The organism is Pelagicoccus sp. SDUM812003 (assembly GCF_031127815.1).
GTDB lineage: Bacteria > Verrucomicrobiota > Verrucomicrobiia > Opitutales > Opitutaceae > Pelagicoccus.
In genome coordinates this window covers 155857-175776 of record NZ_JARXHY010000011.1, presented here as the reverse complement: position 1 = coordinate 175776, position 19920 = coordinate 155857, and the positions used below count along the sequence as shown (strand labels likewise).

The following is a 19920-nucleotide window of genomic DNA, read 5'->3' as shown; positions in this document are numbered from 1 at the left end:
GCGTCCTAGATCAGATCCCGAGCCGCCTCGAGCAGCTGGGCGTGCGGCACGTCGGTTTCGGAGCGATCCGCCAGATTTCGCAGCTTGACCACGCCCTTTTCCAGCTCCTCCGAACCGTAGATCAGGGCGAAACGGGCACCCGCGCTGGCAGCTGCTTTGAACTGCTTGCCGAACGCCTGCGGCTTGAGCTGATACTCCACGCTGTAGCCAGCGCTGCGCAGCAAGGCCACATCCGCCAGGGCCGCCTGCATTTCCGCGTCGCCTCCGACCACCGCGAAAAAATCGATCGCATCGATGAAATCCGGCATCTTGCCGCGAGCTTTCAACAGCTCGCCAAGCACCACGTCGCCCATGCCGAAACCAACCGCTGGCATGTCCGGACCACCCATTTTTCTGACCAAGGCGTCGTAGCGTCCGCCACCGGCCAGGGCCCGAAACTCCCCCTTCTTGTCGAAGGCCTCGAAGACGAAACCGGTATAGTACGCCAATCCGCGCACGATGCTCAGGTCGAGTTTCACAAACCCTCCCAAGCCCATGGCCGCCAAGCCATCGAGCACCTGACGCCAATCCGCCAGACGCTGGTCCAGCGTCGCTTGGATTTCCTCCGAAAGCTGCAAAGAAGCGAAACGCTCCCGAATGGCGTCGACCGAATCGATCTTCAGAAACGCGTCGATCTGCGCCTTCAGCTCGTTCGCCTTGTCGCCAGCGATCTCCTGCAGCATGGCCACGAGTTTTTCTTCCGGCATGCGCTCCCATTTGTCGACCACCCCGAGGACCGCCGCGATGGCATCGCCTTCGTAGCCGAGCGCTCGCAAATAAAGCATCCAAAGATCGCGATCGCTCAGGCGCACGTAAAAGTCCTCTTCATTCAGGCCAAAACCGGTCAACGAGAAGATCATCAAGGCGATCAGCTCCACTTCCGCAGACGGGCCCGCTTCGCCAAGAATGTCCACGTTGAGCTGGGTGAAGCAGCGCAACCGCCCCTTCTGCATGCGCTCGTAACGGAAGTTGTCGCCGATGCTGAACCATTTGATCGGTCGCTTCAGACCGTTGGCCCGCGCCGCCACCATGCGAGCCAGCGAGGGCGTCAGCTCGGGGCGCAGGGAGACCTGGCGGCCGCCCTTGTCCTCGAAACAGAAGAGCTGGCTCTCGATCTCCGGACCGGACTTGGTGGTGAACAGCTCCAGCGACTCCAGCACCGGGCCATCGTATTCGGCGAAGTTGAAACGACGCGCCACCTGCCTCCAGATCTGGAAGATGTGCTTACGCTGAGCGTAGTCCTCAGGGTAGAATTCGCGAAAACCGGGCAGTGAGCTAAAAGTGGCCATCTCGTGTAGATATAAAAAAAGGCGGCATACGCCGCCTTAGGAAAAGGTCAAGGTCTCAGCTCCTAGTCGAGCTTCTCCAGGTCGATATCCTTGATCTTCGCCTTGAGCACCTTGCCCGCCTTGAATTTGACCACGGCGCGCGTCGGGATGACCACATCGGTCTCAGGACGATTCGGATTGCGGCCCACGCGAGCTTTGCGCTTCTGCACCTCGAAAACTCCGAAGTTTCGCAGCTCCACATTACGGCCCTCCGCGAGAGCGTCCAAAATAATGTCCAAGGTCATCTGGACGGTGTCTTGGATCTTGCTCTGGGGGATGTCCTTCGTCTTTTCGAAGATTCGAAGAACGATATCGCGTTTGGTAAGGTTGTTAGACATGGCGGCGTTGGAGTTGGAAACTCGTTACATAGTTGAGGGTAAACTACTTCCACGCTTTGGGTTGCGTCAACCTCAAAGCCATCAAATATCCGCCAACAATGAGCAAAGACGACGAACCGAAAGATCCGATGGAAGAGCTGCAGAAAAATCTGCAGGATCTCTTCAAGCAGGGAAAGGCTTTCATGCCCTTCGGCGGCCCCATGGGGGGAGCGAGCGGCGTGGCCAGTCCCGGTTCCAGCGGCCCCACCTCCCCCAAGCAGGAGGAGGAAGATCAAGAGCGGGCCGAAGCCCTCAAACGCATTCAGGAATTCAACCTCAAACCCCGGGAGATCCGCGACTATCTCGACCGCTTCGTCATCCAGCAGAACGAGGCGAAGAAGGTCATCTCCGTTTCCATCTGCGACCACTACAACCACGTGCGACGCTGCATCGAACGTCCGGAACTGCTGGAACAGGACTACGCCAAGCAAAACATCATCCTGCTCGGCCCAACCGGCGTGGGCAAAACCTACCTGATGCGCAACGTGGCAAAGCTGATCGGCGTGCCGTTCGTCAAGGCGGACGCCACCAAGTTCTCCGAAACCGGCTACGTGGGCGGCGATGTGGAGGATTTGGTGCGCGATCTGGTGAAAAACGCCAATGGCGACACCGATCTCGCCCAGTACGGCATTATATATATTGATGAGATCGATAAGATAGCCAACAAGATGGAGAGCGGCGGGCGCGACGTTTCCGGCCGCGGCGTGCAGATCAATCTGCTCAAGCTGATGGAGGACACCGAAGTCGCTCTGCAGAGCCAGACCGACATGATGGGTCAGATGCAGGCCATGATGGAGATGCAGCGCGGCGGCAAACCGCGCAAGCGCAGCCTCTCCACCAAACACATTCTCTTCATCGTCAGCGGCGCCTTCGACCAGATGGACAAGTCCATCGAAAAACGCCTTCGCAACACCTCGATGGGCTTCGGCTCGCAGCCTGCCGCGGACCAGGAGGAGCAAGACACCTTCCTCAACGAGGTGGAGACGCGCGACTTCATCGACTACGGCTTCGAGCCGGAATTCATCGGCCGCCTGCCCGTTCGCGTCGCTTGCCAGCCGCTCAAGCCGAAGGACCTTCTGGAAATCATGAGCAGCTCCGAAGGCAGCGTGCTGCGGCAGTACATTTCCGATTTCGAAGGCTACGGCATCACGCTGGAGATGGCCCGCGAGGCCATGGAGGAAGTCGCCGAACGGGCCTACAAGGAAAAAACCGGAGCCCGCGGACTCATGACCGTGCTGGAACGCGTCTTCCGCAGCTTCAAGTTCGAGCTGCCCTCCACCAGCATCAAAACCCTCAGCGTGGGACGCTCCACCATCGAAAATCCGGAGGCGGAACTCAAAGTCCTGCTGCGCGAAAACCTTTCCGATCAGCACGAGGTCTTGAGGGCGGAGATCGACGCCTTCTGCCAGCGTTTCAGCGAGCAGTACGGCTTCACCCTGGAGTTTACCGATGAGGCCGTCACCGCCCTGGTCGAGGAGAGTCTCGAAAAGGACAAGACCATCCGGGCCCTTTGCGAGCGCAAGTTTCACGACTTCAACCACGGTCTCACCCTGATCAGCCGCAACACCGGCCAAACCACCTTCACCATCGACGCCGAAGTGATCGCCGACGCGGAAAAGGCCCTTTCCGCCTGGGTGGTAGCCAGCTACAACCGAACTCCGGATTCTTGATTCTAGTCTCGCATTCGCGCCCATTCGCGCAATTCGTGGGCGGATACACAGCGACAACCGACCGTGCCAGATCCAGACAAAGTCAACTCCATGTTCAGCCGCATCGCGGCCAAGTACGACCTCGCAAATCGCGCCCTGAGCTTCGGCATCGACACGCTTTGGCGCGATCGGCTTGTAGACGAAGTTTGGATACGCAACCCGAAACACGTCACCGACCTGGCCACCGGCAGCGGAGACGTGGCCTTCGAGCTGCGCAAGGAGTTCCCCGAATCGGTTCGCGTGGAAGGATTGGATTTCTGCGAGCCCATGCTGGACGAAGCTCGACGCAAGCAGGCCAAAGCAGGGTTCCGGAACATGGGCTTCGAGGTGGGCGACATCTTGAAACTGCCACTGGCGGACGCCTCCACCGACGCCATCACCATCGCCTTCGGCTATCGAAATCTGGCCGATCGCCACGCGGGACTGCTGGAGATGAAACGCATCCTGCGTCCAGGCGGTCACCTTTTCATCCTGGAGTTCTCCCAGCCCCACCCGCTGGTCCGCCCCTTCTACTATTTCTATCTGAAAACGCTGCTGCCAAACATCGCCGGTCTGCTCACCGGTGACGTGCCCGCGTACCAATACCTGAGCGACTCCATCGAAGCCTTCCCCGATCGGCAAGGCGTCTGCGACGAATTGGAAAAGGCCGGCTATCGCACGGTCGCAGCCATCCCCATGACCTTTGGCAGCGTGGCCTTGCACATCGCCTCCGTCTAGCGAGGCGAGCTATCTCGCCCCGCGAACAGGCGTCGAATCTCGCAGATTCCTGCGATCTTGTCGTTTTTACGAAAACCTGCGAAAACGAATTCTCATATTGCACAAACGGCGAAACGTGAGACACTTCCGAATACGCGGCGCCTACGTGTTCACCCGAAATCGAGGGGACCGATCGATGCTTGGCCGCTAACCGAGGAAATACATCCCCTTTCCCTGACAGTTTCCCACCCCAGAAGCCGATAAGTCGTAATTGCATGAACTGGAAACCTTCGAGCGCATTCCTCTTGGCGACCTTTCTCGCCTCCCTTTTCCCCCCGCTCGGTCACTGCTTCCAAGAAAAGCTTACGCTAAAGCACCTTTCGAGCGATCTCGGTCTTCCTGGCAACACGGTCAAGACCATCACCCAGGACAATCGGGGGGTCATTTGGATCGGCTTGGAAGGCGGTGGACTCTCCAAATACAACGGAAACGAATTCAAGGTCTTCCAAAACGAGCCTGACGACCCGGCCTCCCTTTCCAGCGACTATGTCAACGTGCTGTTCCAAGACAGCGCTGGGAGCATCTGGGTAGGCACCCAGAACGGACTGGACCGGTTGGACAGTTCGCGCAGCAGCTTCGACCGGATCGGGGGCCAGCAGGGTCTGATCGGTAGCATCGTTTTCGACATCCTGGAGGACGAGCGCAAACACCTCTGGGTGGCCACGGAGAGAGGCGTCTCGAGAATCGACCTCGCAAGCTACGAAGTGGAGCCGAGCATCCCCTTCCAAGGTCGGCCCACAGACTCGTCCGCCTTGTGCAACGCCCTTTTTCGAGACTCCCACGATCGCATCTGGGTCGCCACCCGGTCGGGCATCTTCCGCTACAACAAAGCCACCGAGCAATTCGAACCGCCTCCGGAAATCGACTTCACCGAGCTCAACCACATGACGCTGGAGTTCTTCGACATCCAGGAGGACGGGCACGGCTCGCTGTGGTTCGGACACAATACCGGCCTATCCCATTACGATCCTCAGACCGGACGCTACGAGGCGGTGCATCTGGTGGAAGAAGGACAGGACCCCGAGGAAACCAACGTCAACTCCATCCTAGTCGATCGACGCGGCAACATCTGGGTCGCCACCTTCTCCGACGGGATTCGTATCATCGATTCCAATACGAGAAAAATAAAGACCTACCGACCCGATCCCTTCAACGTGGAAGGGCTGAAAAGCAGCAGCATCCGCTCGCTCTTCGAGGATCGAAACGGCCTGATCTGGATCGGCACCAAGTTCGCCGGTATCCAAATCTACAACAGCGACGTCGAGACCTTCACTCGATTCTCCGGCGGTGTGCACAGCGAGAGCGGACTGCGAGGCAGCCATGTGCTCTCCATCGTTTCCGACCAGGAAGGCATCATTTGGATCGGCACCAAACGAGGCGGCATCAACGCTTTCGACCCTCGAGACGAGACATTCCTCGAAGCCCACTACCAGGAAAGCGATGATCCCAACCCCATCTTCGACAACCGCGTGGAAGCGATCGCGGAGGGAGAGGACGGCGTGCTTTGGCTTGGCACGGAAAAAGGCCTTTCGCGCTTCGACAAGCGAACAGGCAGCTTCGAGAACTTCGAAACCTACATCATTCGAGATCTGCTCGACGTCGACGAGCGCCAGCTCTACATCGGCACCCACTTCGGCCTGCAGATCTTCGACAAGCAAACGAAACGCTTCCAGGCCTTCCCCATCATCGACGGAATCGACCTCTCCACCGAGTCCACCATCGAAATCAAAACCCTGTTCCTCGATTCGGCGAACAACATCTACATCGGCACCCACCACAACGGCCTGTACCGTTTCGACCCGAAAAGCGAAACCCTCACCCACTACGCCGCAGGCTCGCCAGACGCCCTTCCCCTCAGTGGAAACATGGTGCGCAGCGTCTACGAAGACGTGCGCGGCCGCATCTGGGTCGGCACCCGTCTCAAAGGCCTGAACCTGCTCGATCTCGAGCGCGGATCGATTCAGACCTTCGACGAAAACAACGGCTTGCCCTCCAGCACCGTCTTCGGCATACGCGAAGACAGGCTTAGCCGGCTCTGGCTCACCACCGATTCCGGGATCTGTATTCTGACTCCAAATACAGGCGAATCCGTCTCCTTCACCGAAGCGTACGGGCTGCAGGGAAACATCTTCGAGCCAAACGCCTTTTGCATCGGCGCCGATGGCAGCTTCTACGTCGGCGGCGACGGCGGCTTCAACAAGTTCAGACCAGAAGCCATCAAAAAAACGATGCACAGCGCCGACATCGTCTTCTCGTCGATCAGCGTGCTTGGACAAAACATCTCCCAAAGCAAGCTCGACCAGAACGGCATCGAACTCAGCCACAACCAGAACTACCTGGGATTCTCCTTCGCCCTCACCGACTATAGCCTTCCCGGCCAAAACGAGTTCAGCTACAAGCTCGAAGGCCTCGATCCGGACTGGATCTACAGCGGACGACGCAACTACGCTTCCTACACCTCGCTTCACCCAGGCAACTACCGATTCATCGCCCGAGGACGCCTTCCCTCAGGGGAGTGGAACGAGCAGCCGGCAATCTTTAGCGTCACCATCCGCCCCCCCTTCTGGCAGACCGCAGCCTTCGTCGTCTTCGCCACTTTCGCCTCCTTGCTCACGCTCGCTGGCGTCTACCTCTTCCTCACCAAGCGTCAACGCTGGCAGCGCAACCGACTGGAGGCGCTCGTCAAGCAAAGCACCTCCGAACTGCGCGACGCCAATCAGACGCTCATGGATCAGAGCGAGAAGATCAAAACCCAGAATCTGGAACTGGAAGCGCACCGGGACAATCTGGAGGAAATGGTGCAGCAACGCACCGCCGCCCTAGAGGAGCAAAAGCGACGCGCGGAAGAATCGGACCGGTTGAAGTCCTCCTTCCTCGCGAACATGTCGCATGAGATACGCACCCCGATGAACGCCATCATCGGCTTCTCCACCGTGATCTGCGACACGCCGGTCACCGAAGAGGAGCGAAAGGAATACTCCAAGCTCATCAAGAGCAACTGCTCCTCGCTGCTCAGCCTGATCGACGACATACTGGACATCTCCCGCATCGAAGCGGGCGAGATGAAGATCGACAAGCAACCCTTCGACCTCCACGAGCTGGTCAAGGAAATCTCTACCGTATTCGACGCTCAACTACAGAAGAAGAACCTCGAAACGTTCCAGTTCAAGGTGGCTCCCAACCAGCTGGACGGACCATGCTCCATCGTTTCCGACCCGGTGCGCCTGCGGCAGATCCTAATCAATCTGATCGGAAACGCCCTGAAGTTCACCGACGAAGGCCATGTTTCGCTGGACTATCAGATCGACAGGGACGCGAAACGCATCGACTTCGTGGTGGAAGACACCGGTATCGGCATCGACGTGGAGAACCTCTCCGTCATCTGGGACCGCTTCCGCAAGCTCGAGGACGAAAAGCAGCAGCTCTACCGAGGCACGGGTCTCGGCCTCTCCATCACCAAAAACCTCGTTCAGCTGCTGGGCGGAGACATCGAAGCCGAGTCCACCTCCGGCGTCGGCACTCGCTTCACCTTTCACATCCCCTGGATCGACGCTTCGCCTGACTCGTCAGACAAAGCCGCAACCTCGTCCGCCGACACCGCCCAGCCTGCGGCCAAACGTCCGACCCGCTCGGACGATGCGCCTCGCTCCTCCGTCGTCATCGCCGAGGACGAGGATTCCAACTACTTGGTGATGTCCAGGCTTCTCAAGCAGGAACCCATCAACCTCATTCGAGCCAACAACGGCCAGGAAGCGATCGATATCTGCCGCCAGCGTCCCGACGAGATCGCCCTAGTCCTCATGGACATCCGCATGCCGGAACTGGATGGGCGACTAGCGACGCAGACCTTGAAGGCCGATTTTCCCGACCTGCCGATCGTGGCCTGCACCGCCTATGCGACGACGACGGAACGGGCCGAGATCATGGGCCACGGCTTTGACGCCTACCTGAGCAAACCGGTGACCGTCGACGCTCTCTCCGAAATTCTCAAAAGCTACCTCTATACTCGCCAAAGCTGAACGTAGCTCGAACCGAGGTCCTCGGTCGGCGTATCAATCATTTGCCTACAAGCAGCGCCCTCGCGGCCTCCGCAGGGGCCAAAGATGCGTTTTTTCGGCGCTTTCTGCTACGTGTCAGCTCGCAAAGCGACTTTTGATCACATATCGAACATCGCCTTGTCACCGATGGCGTAGATACAGCCTAGATTCGGGAGGAAACAAACCGAGTTTCCCCGCCTGACGCCACTATCGGTTGACCTCGCGATGCGATTCTTAAACGCTCCTGCCCACATTTACCCTAGCGCAGAAAGCCGACTGCCATCGTTGGACGTTCGCTCCGGTCAGGCCTCCGCTTTCCCTGCAGCTCACTCGTTTAACCGACTACCACCTATGAAATCCTCGTCGTTCAAATCTCTGCTCACGACAGCGCTCGCGCTCTTCGTCGCCTCAAGCTCCTTCGCCCAAAAGTTCGAAGGCCTCGCCCTCACTCCACCCATGGGCTGGAACTCATGGAACACCTTCGCCACCAATATCAACGAAGAACTCATCATCGGAGTCGCCGACGCCATGATCGAAAACGGCATGCGCGACGCGGGCTACGTTCACATCAATCTCGACGATGGCTGGATGATGATGGAACGCGACGAAAACGGCGACCTCGTGCCCGATCCCGAAAAGTTCCCCAACGGACTCAAGCACCTCGCCGACTACCTGCACGAGCGTGGCTTCAAATTCGGCGTCTACGGGGATGCGGGATCCAAGACCTGCGCAGGCTACCCCGGCAACATGGGACACGAGTACCAGGACGCTCGCAAATACGCCGAATGGGGCGTCGACTATCTCAAGTACGACTGGTGCTACACCGGAGAACGCAACGCCAAGGAGGCCTACACCACCATGCGCGACGCCCTCTACGCCGCGGGGCGCCCGGTCGTCTTCAGCATGTGCGAATGGGGCACCGCCGAACCCTGGCTCTGGGCGCAGGACGTGGGGCACCTCTGGCGCACGACTGGCGACATCATCTCCTGCTACGATTGCACCCAGGAATGGTCCATGGGCTGGAAGAAAATCCTCGATTTGCAGATGAGCCTCAACCCCGGTCTCAAGGGATTGGAGGAATACGCCGGACCCGGCCACTGGAACGATCCGGACATGATGGAAGTGGGCAATCACGGCATCAGCTTGGAGGAATCCCGTTCCCACTTCAGTCTCTGGTGCATCCTGGCCGCTCCCCTCATCGCCGGAAACGACGTGCGCGATATGACGCCCGAAGTGACCGCCATCCTCACCAACGCCGAAGCCATCGCCATCAATCAGGATCCGCTCGGCAAGCAGGGCACCCGCATCTACCAGGACGACGAGAAGGAAATTTGGATCAAGTACCTCGAGAACAACGACTTCGCGGTGTGCGTGCTCAACGCCAGCGACGAACCACGCGAAACCAGCCTGCAGTGGGAACAGTTCCAAAACCACTTCTCCACCTGGAATACCAACTACGAGATTCGCGACATCTGGGACGCCCAGAATATCGGAACCACCGACGAGCATGCGGAGGTCTCCAAGATGCTCGCTCCGCACGCCGTCATGCTCTACCGCTTGAGCTTCCTGGAAAAAACCAAGTAGCTTTCCAACGAAACGTTTCACGCGATCAGGCGCCGCTCCCCCGCGGCGCCTTTTCCATACCCGAACAAGCGCAACCGCCGTGCTATCCGCTGGCAATTGGCTCTCCAGTTTGCTAGGAAGCCAAGCAGAATGAAGCAAAGCGCCCAGCCCTCCTTTGCCAGCCTGGACTTTCTCGACGCTCGTCGCGAATGGGTTCTCGACGCCCCGAAGAACCACGCACCCATCATCACCCTCTGCGTGCGTCCAGCAGAAGGCGAGCGGCGCTACGTGGATCGTATGGAGTTCGACCCCGAACAGGGGGTCGTAGGCGATCGTTGGATACGCAAGACTTGGATGTATACCGACGACGGAAAACCGGATCCGCGCATCCAAGTGTGCCTGCTGGGCTCTCGGATTCTTCAGCTGGTGCAACGCGACCCGCAAAATCCGATCTACCCGGGCGACAACATCATCACCGATCTCGATTTTTCAGAAACGAATCTTCCCATCGGGCAGAGGCTCCGCATCGGAACCGCAGCGCTCGAAGTTTCCGACGTCTTCAACACCGCTTGCTCCAAATGGAACGAACGCTACGGAAGCGATTCCCTGAAATGGATCAACCTCCCACGCAACAAGCCGCACCGCCTCCGGGGCGTTCTCGCCCGAGTTGTCGAAGCCGGATCGGCAACGCTCACCGACACCATCGTAAAATGCTAACACCCCACCAAGAAAATGATCGAGCCACCACAGATCACCTGCCCCTATTGCTGGCAGTCCATCACCATCGAAGAGCCGCCTGAGAGCGACGAACCCATCGAGTTCGTCACCGATTGCGAGGTCTGCTGTCGCCCTATCCGCGTCATCGCTACATGGCAACAGCATCAGCTCGACTTGCAGGCCGACCCGGAATAGCCCCGAAAAAGAAGACCTCATCCGTATTCATTTACTCCCGACATCAATGCGCTCCCTACTCTTCCTCTCCTTCTTCGCGATCGCTCGCCTCTGCCTAGCTCAAAACGAGTTCCCCATCTGGGATGGCCCAGCGCCCGGGACAGAGAACCGAGCCAACCAGGAGCTCCTCGTCAACGAGCGCTACCAGCGCGTCTTCCAGCCTTCGCTCACGCTACACGCGCCGCCCCAAGAGCTTTCAAACGGCACCGCCGTCCTCGTCATCCCTGGCGGTGGCTATCACCACGTGACCATCTACAAGGAAGGGCACCACATCGCGAGTTGGCTCAACACTCTCGGGATAACCGCCTTCGTGCTCAAGTATCGGCTCGATCCAGACGAAGCGCTTCAGGACGCATCGCGAGCCATCGAAGTGATCCGCCACCGAAGCGACGATTTTGGCATCCAGCCCGACCAGTTCGGCGTGATGGGCTTTTCCGCTGGCGGACACCTTCTCCTCAACACGGTCTCGAACGCGAACGATAAGACGTGTCCGGACTTTCTCGTCGTCCTGTATCCAGTCATCGATGACATCGACCTTCAGAACGCGTTTCCCCAAAACGCTTCGCCCACCATCGTCTTCGCCGCGAGCGACGATCAACGCACCCCTCCCGGAAACGCCATATCCGTCTATCAAAGCGTGCTTGGGGCAGGCCAGCCAGTGGAGCTGCACCTTTACCAGAACGGCGGACATGGCTTCGCGTTCGGACTCGGCAAAGGCCCCGTAAACGACTGGACCGATCGCTGCGCCAGGTGGCTAGACGCCCAAGGCCTCTTGAACTAGTCCATCCGCCCTCTACTCCGCGCAGTCGCTGAGGCTACCTCGAACGTTTATCCTAAAGACCGTTTCCAAAACGCCTCAGGATCGATTCGGCGCCCATGGCGCAGCCTAGGAGCAGGGCTCTTCACAGACTTTTCGCAAATCCAGGTGCCGAGGAAACCAATACAGGCCGTTTTCTCGTAAAAGGATTGTAAGAGCGGTCGTGGGATCTGGATACAAACAGAACTTGACGCTTCTTTCACTGTCCAAGGCCTTAACAAGATCGTTTTCTTGGACGATATTAAGGGCAGCGAAGCAAGAGGCTTCCCACACCAAAATCAAGATAGGAGGAACCATGACACTGTGCATCGACACGCAACTCACATTGAGAGATCTAGAGACCTACATTAAGGTCCAACTAGACGATCCTCGCTACGAGCACGTCAGCATGGATCCAATTCTTGACATCATTCTGCACGCGAAGCGACGCCTGCACCGCGGAGACTACATGCCACGCGTAGTCTCAGAGGCGATGGTTAGCCTAGATGAATATTTGCTACTGATGTCGGATTGTGAAACCTGCACTATGTAACAGGACGTAATTACTTAGCGAATACAGTCAATCCGAACTCAATTCTTACCCGAGCTCCGTCGCAGGCGCCCAAACACGAGGCCTGCAGCGGAGCTTTCCTTTTGCCCGCTCTTTCAGGTCAGCCGAAACGCCAGATCCGCCATCAGGCCTCTGCTCCTGCAGAAGCGCTCACCAAGTGAGCTCTGACTGATTCTCGTCCAGCCAGCGCTCGTGCGTTCGGAAATTGGGACACGCCTTTTCCACCAAGCGCCAGAAGGCTGGCGAGTGATCGAAGCGCTTCAAATGCATCAACTCGTGGATGATCACGTAGTCCCGCGTCGCCAGAGGCGTCAGCAGCAGCCGCCAGCTGAGCGAGATGGTGCGACTGTTCGAGCACGAGCCCCAGCGGGTCTTGGGATCGCGAATCGAGACCTTGGCCACCTTGACCGCGTATCGTTCCGCCAGCTCGCCGACGCGTCGCGTCAACTCCTTCTTGGCCTTCTCCTTCAGGTACTCTTTCAACGGTCTCGTCAGGTCCATCGCTTCGTCAGCGATGTAGACGCGCTCCCTCGCCAGGCAGAGCACCGGACGCCCCAAATCCTTCTCCAGAACGATCGGAGTCAGCTTCCCGCGCCACATGATGCTGTCGCCAAAGCGCAGGCCCGCCTTTCGCTGGGTAACTTCACGCGTGCTCAAAGCCTTGCGCTGCTCCTCGCGCAGCCAGTCGCGATGCATGTTGGCGAACACCAAGGCGGAGCGTTTATTCCCCCCAGAGGGAACCGTGAGAGCTATCTCGCCGTCACTATCGATTCGAGCAAGGTAGCGACGCGCCCGAGCATGACGTTTGAAAACAACATCTTCCTCCCTCAGGGGAGCCGTTTGGTAGAAAGCCTCTGCGGCAGGCGTGCGTGACATATTGCTTGAGACGGTCCGAGGATTTCGGATACGGTCGCCATTCAATCCCTCAACCTTTCAAAATCAAATGCAGATTATCGTGAAACACGTTTTTTCAGCCGCCCTCTGCGGACTGGCCGCCTTTTTTACCGCTTGTTCAAAAACCGACTCCGACGTCGACCAGCGATTGGACGACCTGGACAGCCGCTTGAGCTACCTGGAGAGCAAAGATCCAAAATTCGCCGACCAGTACCAGCAGGAGGAGATCGCCAAGCTCTACCCGAAGGCCGAGCGCACCGATTCCGGCCTCTACTACATCGTCACCGAAGAGGGCGAAGGCGAAGAGACGCCTGAAAAAGGAGACATGGTCACCGCGCACTACCACGGCACCCTCCTCAACGGCGAGACCTTCGACAGCTCCATCGAGCGCGGCAGCCCCTTCTCGTTCCAAGTGGGCATGGGCCGCGTCATCAAAGGATGGGACGAAGCCTTCCTTGATATGAAAAAGGGCGAGAAACGCACCCTCATCATTCCCTCGAAGCTCGGCTACGGAGCCCGCAGCATGGGCCCCATTCCATCGAACTCCGTTCTGGTGTTCGACGTCGAACTGCTCGACTTCAAGTAGACGAGCCGAGGCGAAGCCATTCCAAACGAAAAAAGGCCGACGCTGGCAGCGTCGGCCTTTCGTGAAAAAGCGTGTCTCCTAGTGGTTGCAGCCGCAACCGCCACCGCCGCCGCCTCCGCAGCAGCCTTCGGAACTGTGGGCATGCCCATGGGCGAGCTCCTCTTCGCTGGCTTCGCGCTTGGAAACCACGTCCACGGTGAAAAACAGATCCTCGCCAGCGAGCGGATGATTGGCGTCGAGGGTGACGTTCTCCCCTTCGACCTTCACCACACGCACCACCGGAGCGTGGCGATCCGGACCAGCCTGGAAGTAGTCGCCTACCTTGACCTCGTCCACTGGCAGCTGAGAAAGCGAAACCACGTCGATCTGGGCCTCGTCTCGAAAACCATACCCCTTTTCCGGTCGCACGAGCACCTCTCCCTTATCCCCCGCGTTCATTTCCAGCAGGTTCTCCTCAAGGCCTTCGATCAGAAAGCCCGCTCCGGAGAGAAACTCGAGAGGGCGCCCATCCGGGGACTGATCAAGGATTTCGCCCGCTTTGTTGCGCAACGTATAGTTGAAGCTGATGACTTGTTGTGTCGACATGACCCCGCACCATGCGCCCCGGAGCCGGCATTGCAAACACAATGCCGCCACCGTTTTTTTTCAAACGCCGCCGCAAGAGTGTTGAACCAATCCGCAATTAACACTGTCCTCATCCCCCAAACAATCCGACTATGCCTCCCAACCGCGACGACCAGGAACTGTCCAATCTGCAGCGCGAGCTCGTGCTCCTTCAACAAGACATAAACAGCGCCGGCAGGCGCCTTCTAGTGATCTTCGAAGGGCGAGACGCCGCAGGAAAAGGCGGCGCCATTCGACGCTTCGCCCGACACCTCAATCCGCGCAGCTACCGCATCATCGCCCTGCCCAAGCCGACAGAGATGGAGCAAGGGCAGTGGTTCTACCAGCGCTACTTTCGTGGCCTGCCCAATCCGGGCGAAATCATCTTCTTCGACCGCAGCTGGTACAATCGAGCCGTGGTGGAGCCAGTGATGGGCTTCTGCTCCAAGCAGCAGTACGAGGCCTTCATGAAACAGACGCCGCTCATCGAGAAGATGCTCATCGACGATGGCATCGAGATCGTGAAATTCTGGTTCTCCATCAAGCGGCAGGTGCAAAAGGAGCGCTTCGAAGCCCGCAAGGCGGACGTGCTCAAGCAATGGAAACTCAGCACCGTGGACGCCTTGGCTCAGGAGCGATGGGACGATTTCACGCACTACAAGGAGCAGATGTTCGAGCGCACCCACAGCAGAAAAAGCCCCTGGGTCATCGTAAACGGAAACGACAAGCGAACCGCCCGTCTGGAGGCCATGCGCTATTTGCTCAAACGCTGCGAGTACAAAGGCAAAGGCAGCACCGGCGCCAACCTGGAGCCGAACAAGTCGATCGTCGTACACTACCGCTCCAGCCTCGTGAGAGCCAAATCTCTGGACGACCAGGAGTAGCCTCGGGCTCGCCAGCCCGACCGATTCCGGGATTCGGGAAACCTGCCCTCACCGGCGATTCCCAACCCCAAGCTTCGCCCTCGGCAGGAGCTGACCGACTCCACCGCTCACTCCTTCGCTTCCCACTCGCAGCAGCGCTCCACCGCCTGCCGCCAAAGCCGCATGCGTTCGCTGCGAGCCGGGGCATCCATGCGCGGATGATACACACGATCCGGCTCCACCAGACTCTCAAGGGCTGAACGGTCCGGCCAGAATCCGACCGCCAATCCAGCGAGAAATGCCGCGCCCATAGCGGTCGTCTCCAAAATCTTAGGACAATTCACTTCCACATTCGTCACATCGGCCTGTATTTGCATCAACAGGCCATTGGCTGACGCTCCGCCGTCCGCCCTCAGTTCCCGCAGTTCGCGGCCGCTGTCCTCAGCCATGGCGAGAATCACGTCGGTGACTTGATTGGCGATGCCGTCCAGCGTCGCCCGAGCGATATGGGCCACGCTGCTGCCTCGAGTCAGCCCCATGATGGAGCCGCGAGCAAACGGGTCCCAATACGGGGCGCCTAAGCCGGTAAACGCTGGCACCACCACCACTCCCTCCGAATCCTCGACCTGCCGAGCCAGATCCTCCACCTCGGAGGCGGAGGAAATGACCTTCAGCTGGTCGCGCAGCCATTGCACCGCCGCGCCGCCCACGAATACGCTGCCTTCTAGCGCGTATTCAGTTTTTCCATTCACTCTCCAAGCCACCGTGCTCAGCAGCCGGTTCTCCGAGCGAGCAGGCGACTCGCCCACATTCATCAATATGAAGCAACCCGTCCCATAGGTGCTCTTGACCATGCCGGGCTGGAAGCACAATTGCCCGAAAAGGGCCGCTTGCTGATCGCCCGCGATGCCAGAGATGGGTATCTCCCGATTCGTCAACCCCGCATCGGTCCGAGCCAGTTCGCCACTGGAATCCACAATGGTGGGCAAGGTTGAGCTGGGCACCTCGAAGAGTTCCAGCAGAGTCTCGTCCCAATCGCACTTCTCCATATCCATCAACTGGGTACGGCTAGCGTTGGAGACGTCGGTGATGTGGGAGCGACCCGCGCTCAACTTCCAGACCAACCAGGAATCGATGGTGCCAAATCGGAGCTGTCCCTGGGCGGCCAGCTCTCGAGCCTCCTCTCGGTTTCGCAAGATCCAACGCATCTTGGACGCGGAAAAATAGGGATCGAGAAGCAGTCCCGTTCGTTTCTGTATCCATTCTTCCCTACCCGATCTGCGAAGCGACTGGCAGTACTCCGCCGTGCGGCGATCCTGCCAGACGATGGCGTTTCCGATCGGCTTTCCCGTCCGGGCGTGCCAAGCCACCACCGTCTCGCGCTGGTTCGTTATGCCGATCGCTCGCACGTCGGTCCAATCCACGGCCGCCTTGTCCAGCGCGCCTTGAATGGCCCGCCACTGGCATTGCCAAATGGCTTCCGCGTCGTGTTCGACCCAACCGGCTCTGGGAAATATCTGCTCGAACTCGTATTGATCCGAAGCCACGATCCGGGCCTTGGAATCAAAAAGGATTGCTCGCGAACTTGTAGTTCCCTGATCGATCGACAATATAAGGCTCACTCCCAACTCCTATGCTAAAACCCACAGACCTGAAAAGCGTGAAACGCTCTTTTTAGCAGCTGACCGATTCGCGAACCATGTCTCGATCCGATCCAACTCTTTGGCTTCACAAGGAAATCCCCAAATGGCAGAGAGCAGGTATCATCGATCCTGCCACCGCCGAGCGGCTGCGGGCATCCTACCCGCTTGAGGATCCGGAACGAAACGCCCAGTCCACCCTTTTGATTCGATCGCTGGCGACCGTCGGCAGTCTCCTGATCGGGCTCGGCATCATCCTGATCTTCGCCTACAACTGGGACCATATCGCCAAAACGGTGAAACTGGGCCTGGCCTTCACGCCTCTCTCGATTTGCTTCGCCCTCGCCATCTACGCCCTGCGCCGGCGACCCGACTCCGTAGCCTGGCGAGAATCATTAGGCGTATCGACCTGTCTCTGCAGCGCCGCGTGCATCGGGTTGGTGGGACAAACGCTGCAGGTCCAAAGCAATCTCAGCCAGTTCTACTTTTTCTGGCAACTTAGCTGCCTCCCACTGCTCTGGGCCTTTCACTCGCGCGCCCTCTACTGCCTGCTCTGCTTCCTTTCGCTTTGCTGGGCTACGAGCATTCGCTACGACCAATTCGACTTGCTCCCGATCTATTTCGCGGTGGCCCAAGGCGCTCTGCTCGTCTACCTGACACAGGAAAGACGCCATCTGCTCTCCAAGTCCTCTCTGCTCTTTTTCGCCGTATCCACTTGCTGGACCTTCACCATGGCAGCCACCCGAGCGTTCCCTTTTTCCACCGCGTTTCTCTGGCTCACTCTCGGATTAGCCCTCTTCTACCTGATTGGTTCGAGCGACGAAAAGCGAAGCGACGCCCTCAACCCGACCGCCGTGCTAAGCAAGCTGGCGCTGACGGCCTGTGGGTTCATTCTCTCCTTCGAAGACGCCTGGGAGCTCACGACCTATCGAGAGGCCTCCAGCTCTCTGACCTGGATCATTGTGGCCCTCGCCTGCGGCGCCTATCTTTTCGTATTGATAAAACAGATTCGCGAAAAGGATTGGTATTATCTTCCGTGGGCCAGCATCCCTCTTATCGTAGCGCTCGGACTGACCCTCGCCGCCGCGGAGCTCGTCTCCTTCTCCCATGCGGCCCTCTTCCTCACCCCGTACATGGGGTCCCTTGGAGTCCTCGCCATCTTCGATGGGTACCGAAACACGAGCATCGCACGGCTAAACCACGGATTGCTTATCGTCATCACCTTGGCGATATTGAGGTTCTTCGACGGTGACATGGGAATGCTCGCCAGAGGAATCGGCTTTATCGTGATCGGTATCCTCTTTCTGGCGACGAATATTCATTTCATCAAACGTAGCAAGGAGGCCCAAGCATGAGGCCCAACCGACTTTCCTGGCTATTTCTCGCCCTAGGAGCCGCGCTATGCTTCGGTTTCCCTGTATCGACAATCTGGAAACAGACCCAAATCCTGCAGCGCGGCGTCAGCGTCAAGTTCTCGCTGCGCCCCGTCGATCCCTACGACCCGTTTCGAGGACGCTACATCTGGCTCAACTTCGATTTGAATCGCGCTCCCGCCTCTGAGGAGGACCCGCCCCTGGAAGCGCGAGGAGCCGCCTACCTTTCCTTGCAAATCGACGACAACGGTTTCGCCGACGCGGGTTTCCTGTCCGCTTCGCCTCCGTCCGATGGACTCTACCTGCGCGTCGAAAACGTTCACTCTTGGTTGGATGGCCTATGGGCGTTTTCGCTTCCCTTCGATCGCTACTATCTCAACGAGAGCGACGCGAAGCGGGTGGAGGAAATCGCGAGGGAGGAACTGAGTCCTCAGCAAGACGAGGACGCAAACGCCCGACGAATGCTCGAAAACTATCTGCGTATCCGTATTCTGGATGGCGAGGCGGCAATCGAAGGCTACTACCTAGGCGGGGAAACCGTTGAAACGCGTCTGGCTCGCCCCACGCCAATTCCCTTGCATCGCTCTTCAAAGGAATAAAACAAGGCGACGGGGCACAAGAACCGCCAACATGCCGCTCACTGTATTCAGCAACACATCGAGCTGGCTCGAATCTCGATGCACCAGATAGCCCTGAGCCCACTCGATGGCAAAGCTCAAGGCAAACGAGCAAAAGCCTACGAACACCAAGACGCCGATCCAAGACTTGATCCGACGACGCCCCATGGCAGCGAAACAAAGCCCGATCGGAATGAAGCCTAGGCTGTTGACTACGATATCGCGCCGGTAGCCATGTCGCTCCCATCTATCCGTCTGGATGGGATTGAGAAAACGGCGCTTGGCCACGGAAAGCCGAGCGCCCGACTGCAGCCCTTGAACCTCCAAGCCGCTTTGGAGTTCGCCTGGTTCGAGATTCGAAAAGTCGAAAGAAAGCTCCGGAACGCCCTGCGCGATGCGACCGCCGATGGAACGCAAGGCTTCGTCGAAGAACGCTACTCTACGAATTTCCCCAGTGAAGGGGCGCGTGCCATCGGCGCTGTTTCCAATGACGACGCGGCCAACAAAGGCGTTCATAGGGTCCACCAGGACGAAATCCCGGCGCATTTCGACCAGTTCCCCATCGATATACACACCGGTACGTTCCGGGGTGGAAGAAAGCGCGATCTGAAAAAACTCTCCACTGGAAAAACACCCTTTGTATCCGATTTCGGAATACTCGTTTCCATCAGCGCCGCCTAGCCTCCGACTTCGCAGCGCCAAATGCTCCTGCCATTGGGCAAGTAGCAAGGGAGGGAGCTCTCCCTTCGCTTCCTCCTCGATCAGCTCCAGAAAGACGCCTAGCCCCCCACCTCTCGGTCTGCCCTTGAGTTCCACCAGAACGCTCAACTCGTTCCAGCCCCGAGTATCCAGAATTCCCTTACTCATCAGCAAGCCGCGCGAACTCTCGCTGCCTCGCTCGTATTCAGCGTTGAACCGCGCCGCGCCGCCTTCCGGAGCGACCGAGACATCGTTGCTGTCGACGAAGTTGAAAGGCCACCAGCCAAAGCACAACGTAGCGGTCAGCAACGCTAGAAACACTCCTCGTCGAAAACTCGGCTGCAGGCTCATCAGAGAACGAAATGCTGGCGATCCGCAAGCTGCGGCGGTCTGTCGCAGCCGTTTGGCAAGCGATGGAGCTTGGAGGAAGGGCGAGCCAAGCAGTCCACGGGCGCCGCATCGCAGGATACGGTTTCGGATAGATCTGATCGCGCGTCGAGAGGGCTCATGATCAGTGA

At 58.5% G+C, this 19920-nt stretch carries 17 protein-coding genes; 11 read left to right on the top strand and 6 right to left on the bottom strand.

What is annotated here, in order from left to right:
• Positions 1–5: 5 nt before the first annotated feature.
• Complete coding sequence (gene hisS / locus QEH54_RS15590) at positions 6–1328, bottom strand: histidine--tRNA ligase (RefSeq protein WP_309019634.1); 1323 nt, start codon at positions 1326–1328, stop codon at positions 6–8.
• Positions 1329–1390: 62 nt separating this feature from the next.
• The gene (locus tag QEH54_RS15585) at positions 1391–1705 is read right to left on the bottom strand and encodes an HU family DNA-binding protein (protein WP_309019633.1); all 315 of its coding nucleotides are present in this window, start codon (positions 1703–1705) and stop codon (positions 1391–1393) included.
• Positions 1706–1803: 98 nt separating this feature from the next.
• Here QEH54_RS15585 and QEH54_RS15580 point away from each other — a divergent pair, with 98 nt between their 5' ends.
• From QEH54_RS15580 to QEH54_RS15550, 7 genes are all read left to right on the top strand, one after another.
• Complete coding sequence (locus QEH54_RS15580; protein ID WP_309019632.1) at positions 1804–3414, top strand: AAA family ATPase; 1611 nt, start codon at positions 1804–1806, stop codon at positions 3412–3414.
• 63 nt (positions 3415–3477) lie between these two features.
• Entirely contained in the window at positions 3478–4170 is a 693-nt protein-coding gene (gene ubiE / locus QEH54_RS15575) for a bifunctional demethylmenaquinone methyltransferase/2-methoxy-6-polyprenyl-1,4-benzoquinol methylase UbiE (protein WP_309019631.1), read from the top strand.
• A gap of 254 nt (positions 4171–4424) precedes the next feature.
• On the top strand, positions 4425–8228 hold the full coding sequence (locus QEH54_RS15570; protein WP_309019630.1) for a two-component regulator propeller domain-containing protein: 3804 nt from the start codon (positions 4425–4427) through the stop codon (positions 8226–8228).
• Positions 8229–8597: 369 nt separating this feature from the next.
• A complete protein-coding gene (locus tag QEH54_RS15565; protein ID WP_309019629.1) occupies positions 8598–9830 on the top strand; it encodes a glycoside hydrolase family 27 protein in 1233 nt (410 codons plus the stop codon).
• A gap of 129 nt (positions 9831–9959) precedes the next feature.
• Positions 9960–10526, top strand: coding sequence for a hypothetical protein (locus QEH54_RS15560; RefSeq protein WP_309019628.1), 567 nt, complete (start codon positions 9960–9962; stop codon positions 10524–10526).
• A gap of 15 nt (positions 10527–10541) precedes the next feature.
• Complete coding sequence (locus QEH54_RS15555) at positions 10542–10721, top strand: CPXCG motif-containing cysteine-rich protein (protein WP_309019627.1); 180 nt, start codon at positions 10542–10544, stop codon at positions 10719–10721.
• Between the two features lie 46 nt (positions 10722–10767).
• The gene (locus QEH54_RS15550; RefSeq protein WP_309019626.1) at positions 10768–11541 is read left to right on the top strand and encodes an alpha/beta hydrolase; all 774 of its coding nucleotides are present in this window, start codon (positions 10768–10770) and stop codon (positions 11539–11541) included.
• Positions 11542–12277: 736 nt separating this feature from the next.
• Here QEH54_RS15550 and QEH54_RS15545 read toward each other — a convergent pair.
• Complete coding sequence (locus QEH54_RS15545) at positions 12278–13003, bottom strand: SprT family zinc-dependent metalloprotease (protein WP_309019625.1); 726 nt, start codon at positions 13001–13003, stop codon at positions 12278–12280.
• Positions 13004–13070: 67 nt separating this feature from the next.
• Between QEH54_RS15545 and QEH54_RS15540 the strand changes: the two genes are divergently transcribed.
• The gene (locus QEH54_RS15540) at positions 13071–13607 is read left to right on the top strand and encodes an FKBP-type peptidyl-prolyl cis-trans isomerase (protein WP_309019624.1); all 537 of its coding nucleotides are present in this window, start codon (positions 13071–13073) and stop codon (positions 13605–13607) included.
• A gap of 78 nt (positions 13608–13685) precedes the next feature.
• On the opposite strand, the gene QEH54_RS15535 is transcribed toward QEH54_RS15540, so the two are convergent.
• On the bottom strand, positions 13686–14192 hold the full coding sequence (locus tag QEH54_RS15535; RefSeq protein ID WP_309019623.1) for a peptidylprolyl isomerase: 507 nt from the start codon (positions 14190–14192) through the stop codon (positions 13686–13688).
• A 131-nt stretch (positions 14193–14323) separates the two neighbouring features.
• Here QEH54_RS15535 and ppk2 point away from each other — a divergent pair, with 131 nt between their 5' ends.
• Positions 14324–15094, top strand: a complete 771-nt coding sequence (ppk2, locus tag QEH54_RS15530) for a polyphosphate kinase 2 (protein ID WP_309019622.1) — start codon at positions 14324–14326, stop codon at positions 15092–15094.
• A gap of 107 nt (positions 15095–15201) precedes the next feature.
• Here ppk2 and glpK read toward each other — a convergent pair whose 3' ends face one another.
• Positions 15202–16695 carry a glycerol kinase GlpK gene (glpK, locus tag QEH54_RS15525; RefSeq protein WP_309019621.1) on the bottom strand — a complete coding sequence of 498 codons (1494 nt, stop codon included), beginning with the start codon at positions 16693–16695 and terminating at the stop codon, positions 15202–15204.
• Positions 16696–16772: 77 nt separating this feature from the next.
• Here glpK and QEH54_RS15520 point away from each other — a divergent pair, with 77 nt between their 5' ends.
• A complete protein-coding gene (locus tag QEH54_RS15520) occupies positions 16773–18068 on the top strand; it encodes a DUF2157 domain-containing protein (RefSeq protein WP_309019620.1) in 1296 nt (431 codons plus the stop codon).
• Positions 18065–18685 carry a GDYXXLXY domain-containing protein gene (locus QEH54_RS15515; RefSeq protein ID WP_309019619.1) on the top strand — a complete coding sequence of 207 codons (621 nt, stop codon included), beginning with the start codon at positions 18065–18067 and terminating at the stop codon, positions 18683–18685. Before QEH54_RS15520 ends, QEH54_RS15515 begins: the two co-directional genes overlap by 4 nt.
• Here the strand turns inward: QEH54_RS15515 and QEH54_RS15510 are convergent.
• Positions 18674–19753 carry a VanZ family protein gene (locus QEH54_RS15510; RefSeq protein WP_309019618.1) on the bottom strand — a complete coding sequence of 360 codons (1080 nt, stop codon included), beginning with the start codon at positions 19751–19753 and terminating at the stop codon, positions 18674–18676. The two genes, QEH54_RS15515 and QEH54_RS15510, sit on opposite strands and share 12 nt — an antisense overlap.
• Positions 19754–19920: the final 167 nt, after the last annotated feature.

What these genes read in the sequence shown, in the direction of transcription:
- QEH54_RS15515 (WP_309019619.1), top strand. Translation starts at nt 18,065, where the DNA reads ATGAGGCCCAACCGACTTTCCTGGCTATTTCTCGCCCTAGGAGCCGCG.
- QEH54_RS15535 (WP_309019623.1), bottom strand. Translation starts at nt 14,192, where the DNA reads ATGTCGACACAACAAGTCATCAGCTTCAACTATACGTTGCGCAACAAA.
- QEH54_RS15510 (WP_309019618.1), bottom strand. Translation starts at nt 19,753, where the DNA reads ATGAGCCTGCAGCCGAGTTTTCGACGAGGAGTGTTTCTAGCGTTGCTG.
- QEH54_RS15540 (WP_309019624.1), top strand. Translation starts at nt 13,071, where the DNA reads ATGCAGATTATCGTGAAACACGTTTTTTCAGCCGCCCTCTGCGGACTG.
- QEH54_RS15580 (WP_309019632.1), top strand. Translation starts at nt 1,804, where the DNA reads ATGAGCAAAGACGACGAACCGAAAGATCCGATGGAAGAGCTGCAGAAA.
- ppk2 (WP_309019622.1), top strand. Translation starts at nt 14,324, where the DNA reads ATGCCTCCCAACCGCGACGACCAGGAACTGTCCAATCTGCAGCGCGAG.
- hisS (WP_309019634.1), bottom strand. Translation starts at nt 1,328, where the DNA reads ATGGCCACTTTTAGCTCACTGCCCGGTTTTCGCGAATTCTACCCTGAG.
- QEH54_RS15585 (WP_309019633.1), bottom strand. Translation starts at nt 1,705, where the DNA reads ATGTCTAACAACCTTACCAAACGCGATATCGTTCTTCGAATCTTCGAA.
- QEH54_RS15550 (WP_309019626.1), top strand. Translation starts at nt 10,768, where the DNA reads ATGCGCTCCCTACTCTTCCTCTCCTTCTTCGCGATCGCTCGCCTCTGC.
- QEH54_RS15565 (WP_309019629.1), top strand. Translation starts at nt 8,598, where the DNA reads ATGAAATCCTCGTCGTTCAAATCTCTGCTCACGACAGCGCTCGCGCTC.
- QEH54_RS15545 (WP_309019625.1), bottom strand. Translation starts at nt 13,003, where the DNA reads ATGTCACGCACGCCTGCCGCAGAGGCTTTCTACCAAACGGCTCCCCTG.
- QEH54_RS15570 (WP_309019630.1), top strand. Translation starts at nt 4,425, where the DNA reads ATGAACTGGAAACCTTCGAGCGCATTCCTCTTGGCGACCTTTCTCGCC.
- QEH54_RS15520 (WP_309019620.1), top strand. Translation starts at nt 16,773, where the DNA reads ATGTCTCGATCCGATCCAACTCTTTGGCTTCACAAGGAAATCCCCAAA.
- QEH54_RS15555 (WP_309019627.1), top strand. Translation starts at nt 10,542, where the DNA reads ATGATCGAGCCACCACAGATCACCTGCCCCTATTGCTGGCAGTCCATC.
- QEH54_RS15560 (WP_309019628.1), top strand. Translation starts at nt 9,960, where the DNA reads ATGAAGCAAAGCGCCCAGCCCTCCTTTGCCAGCCTGGACTTTCTCGAC.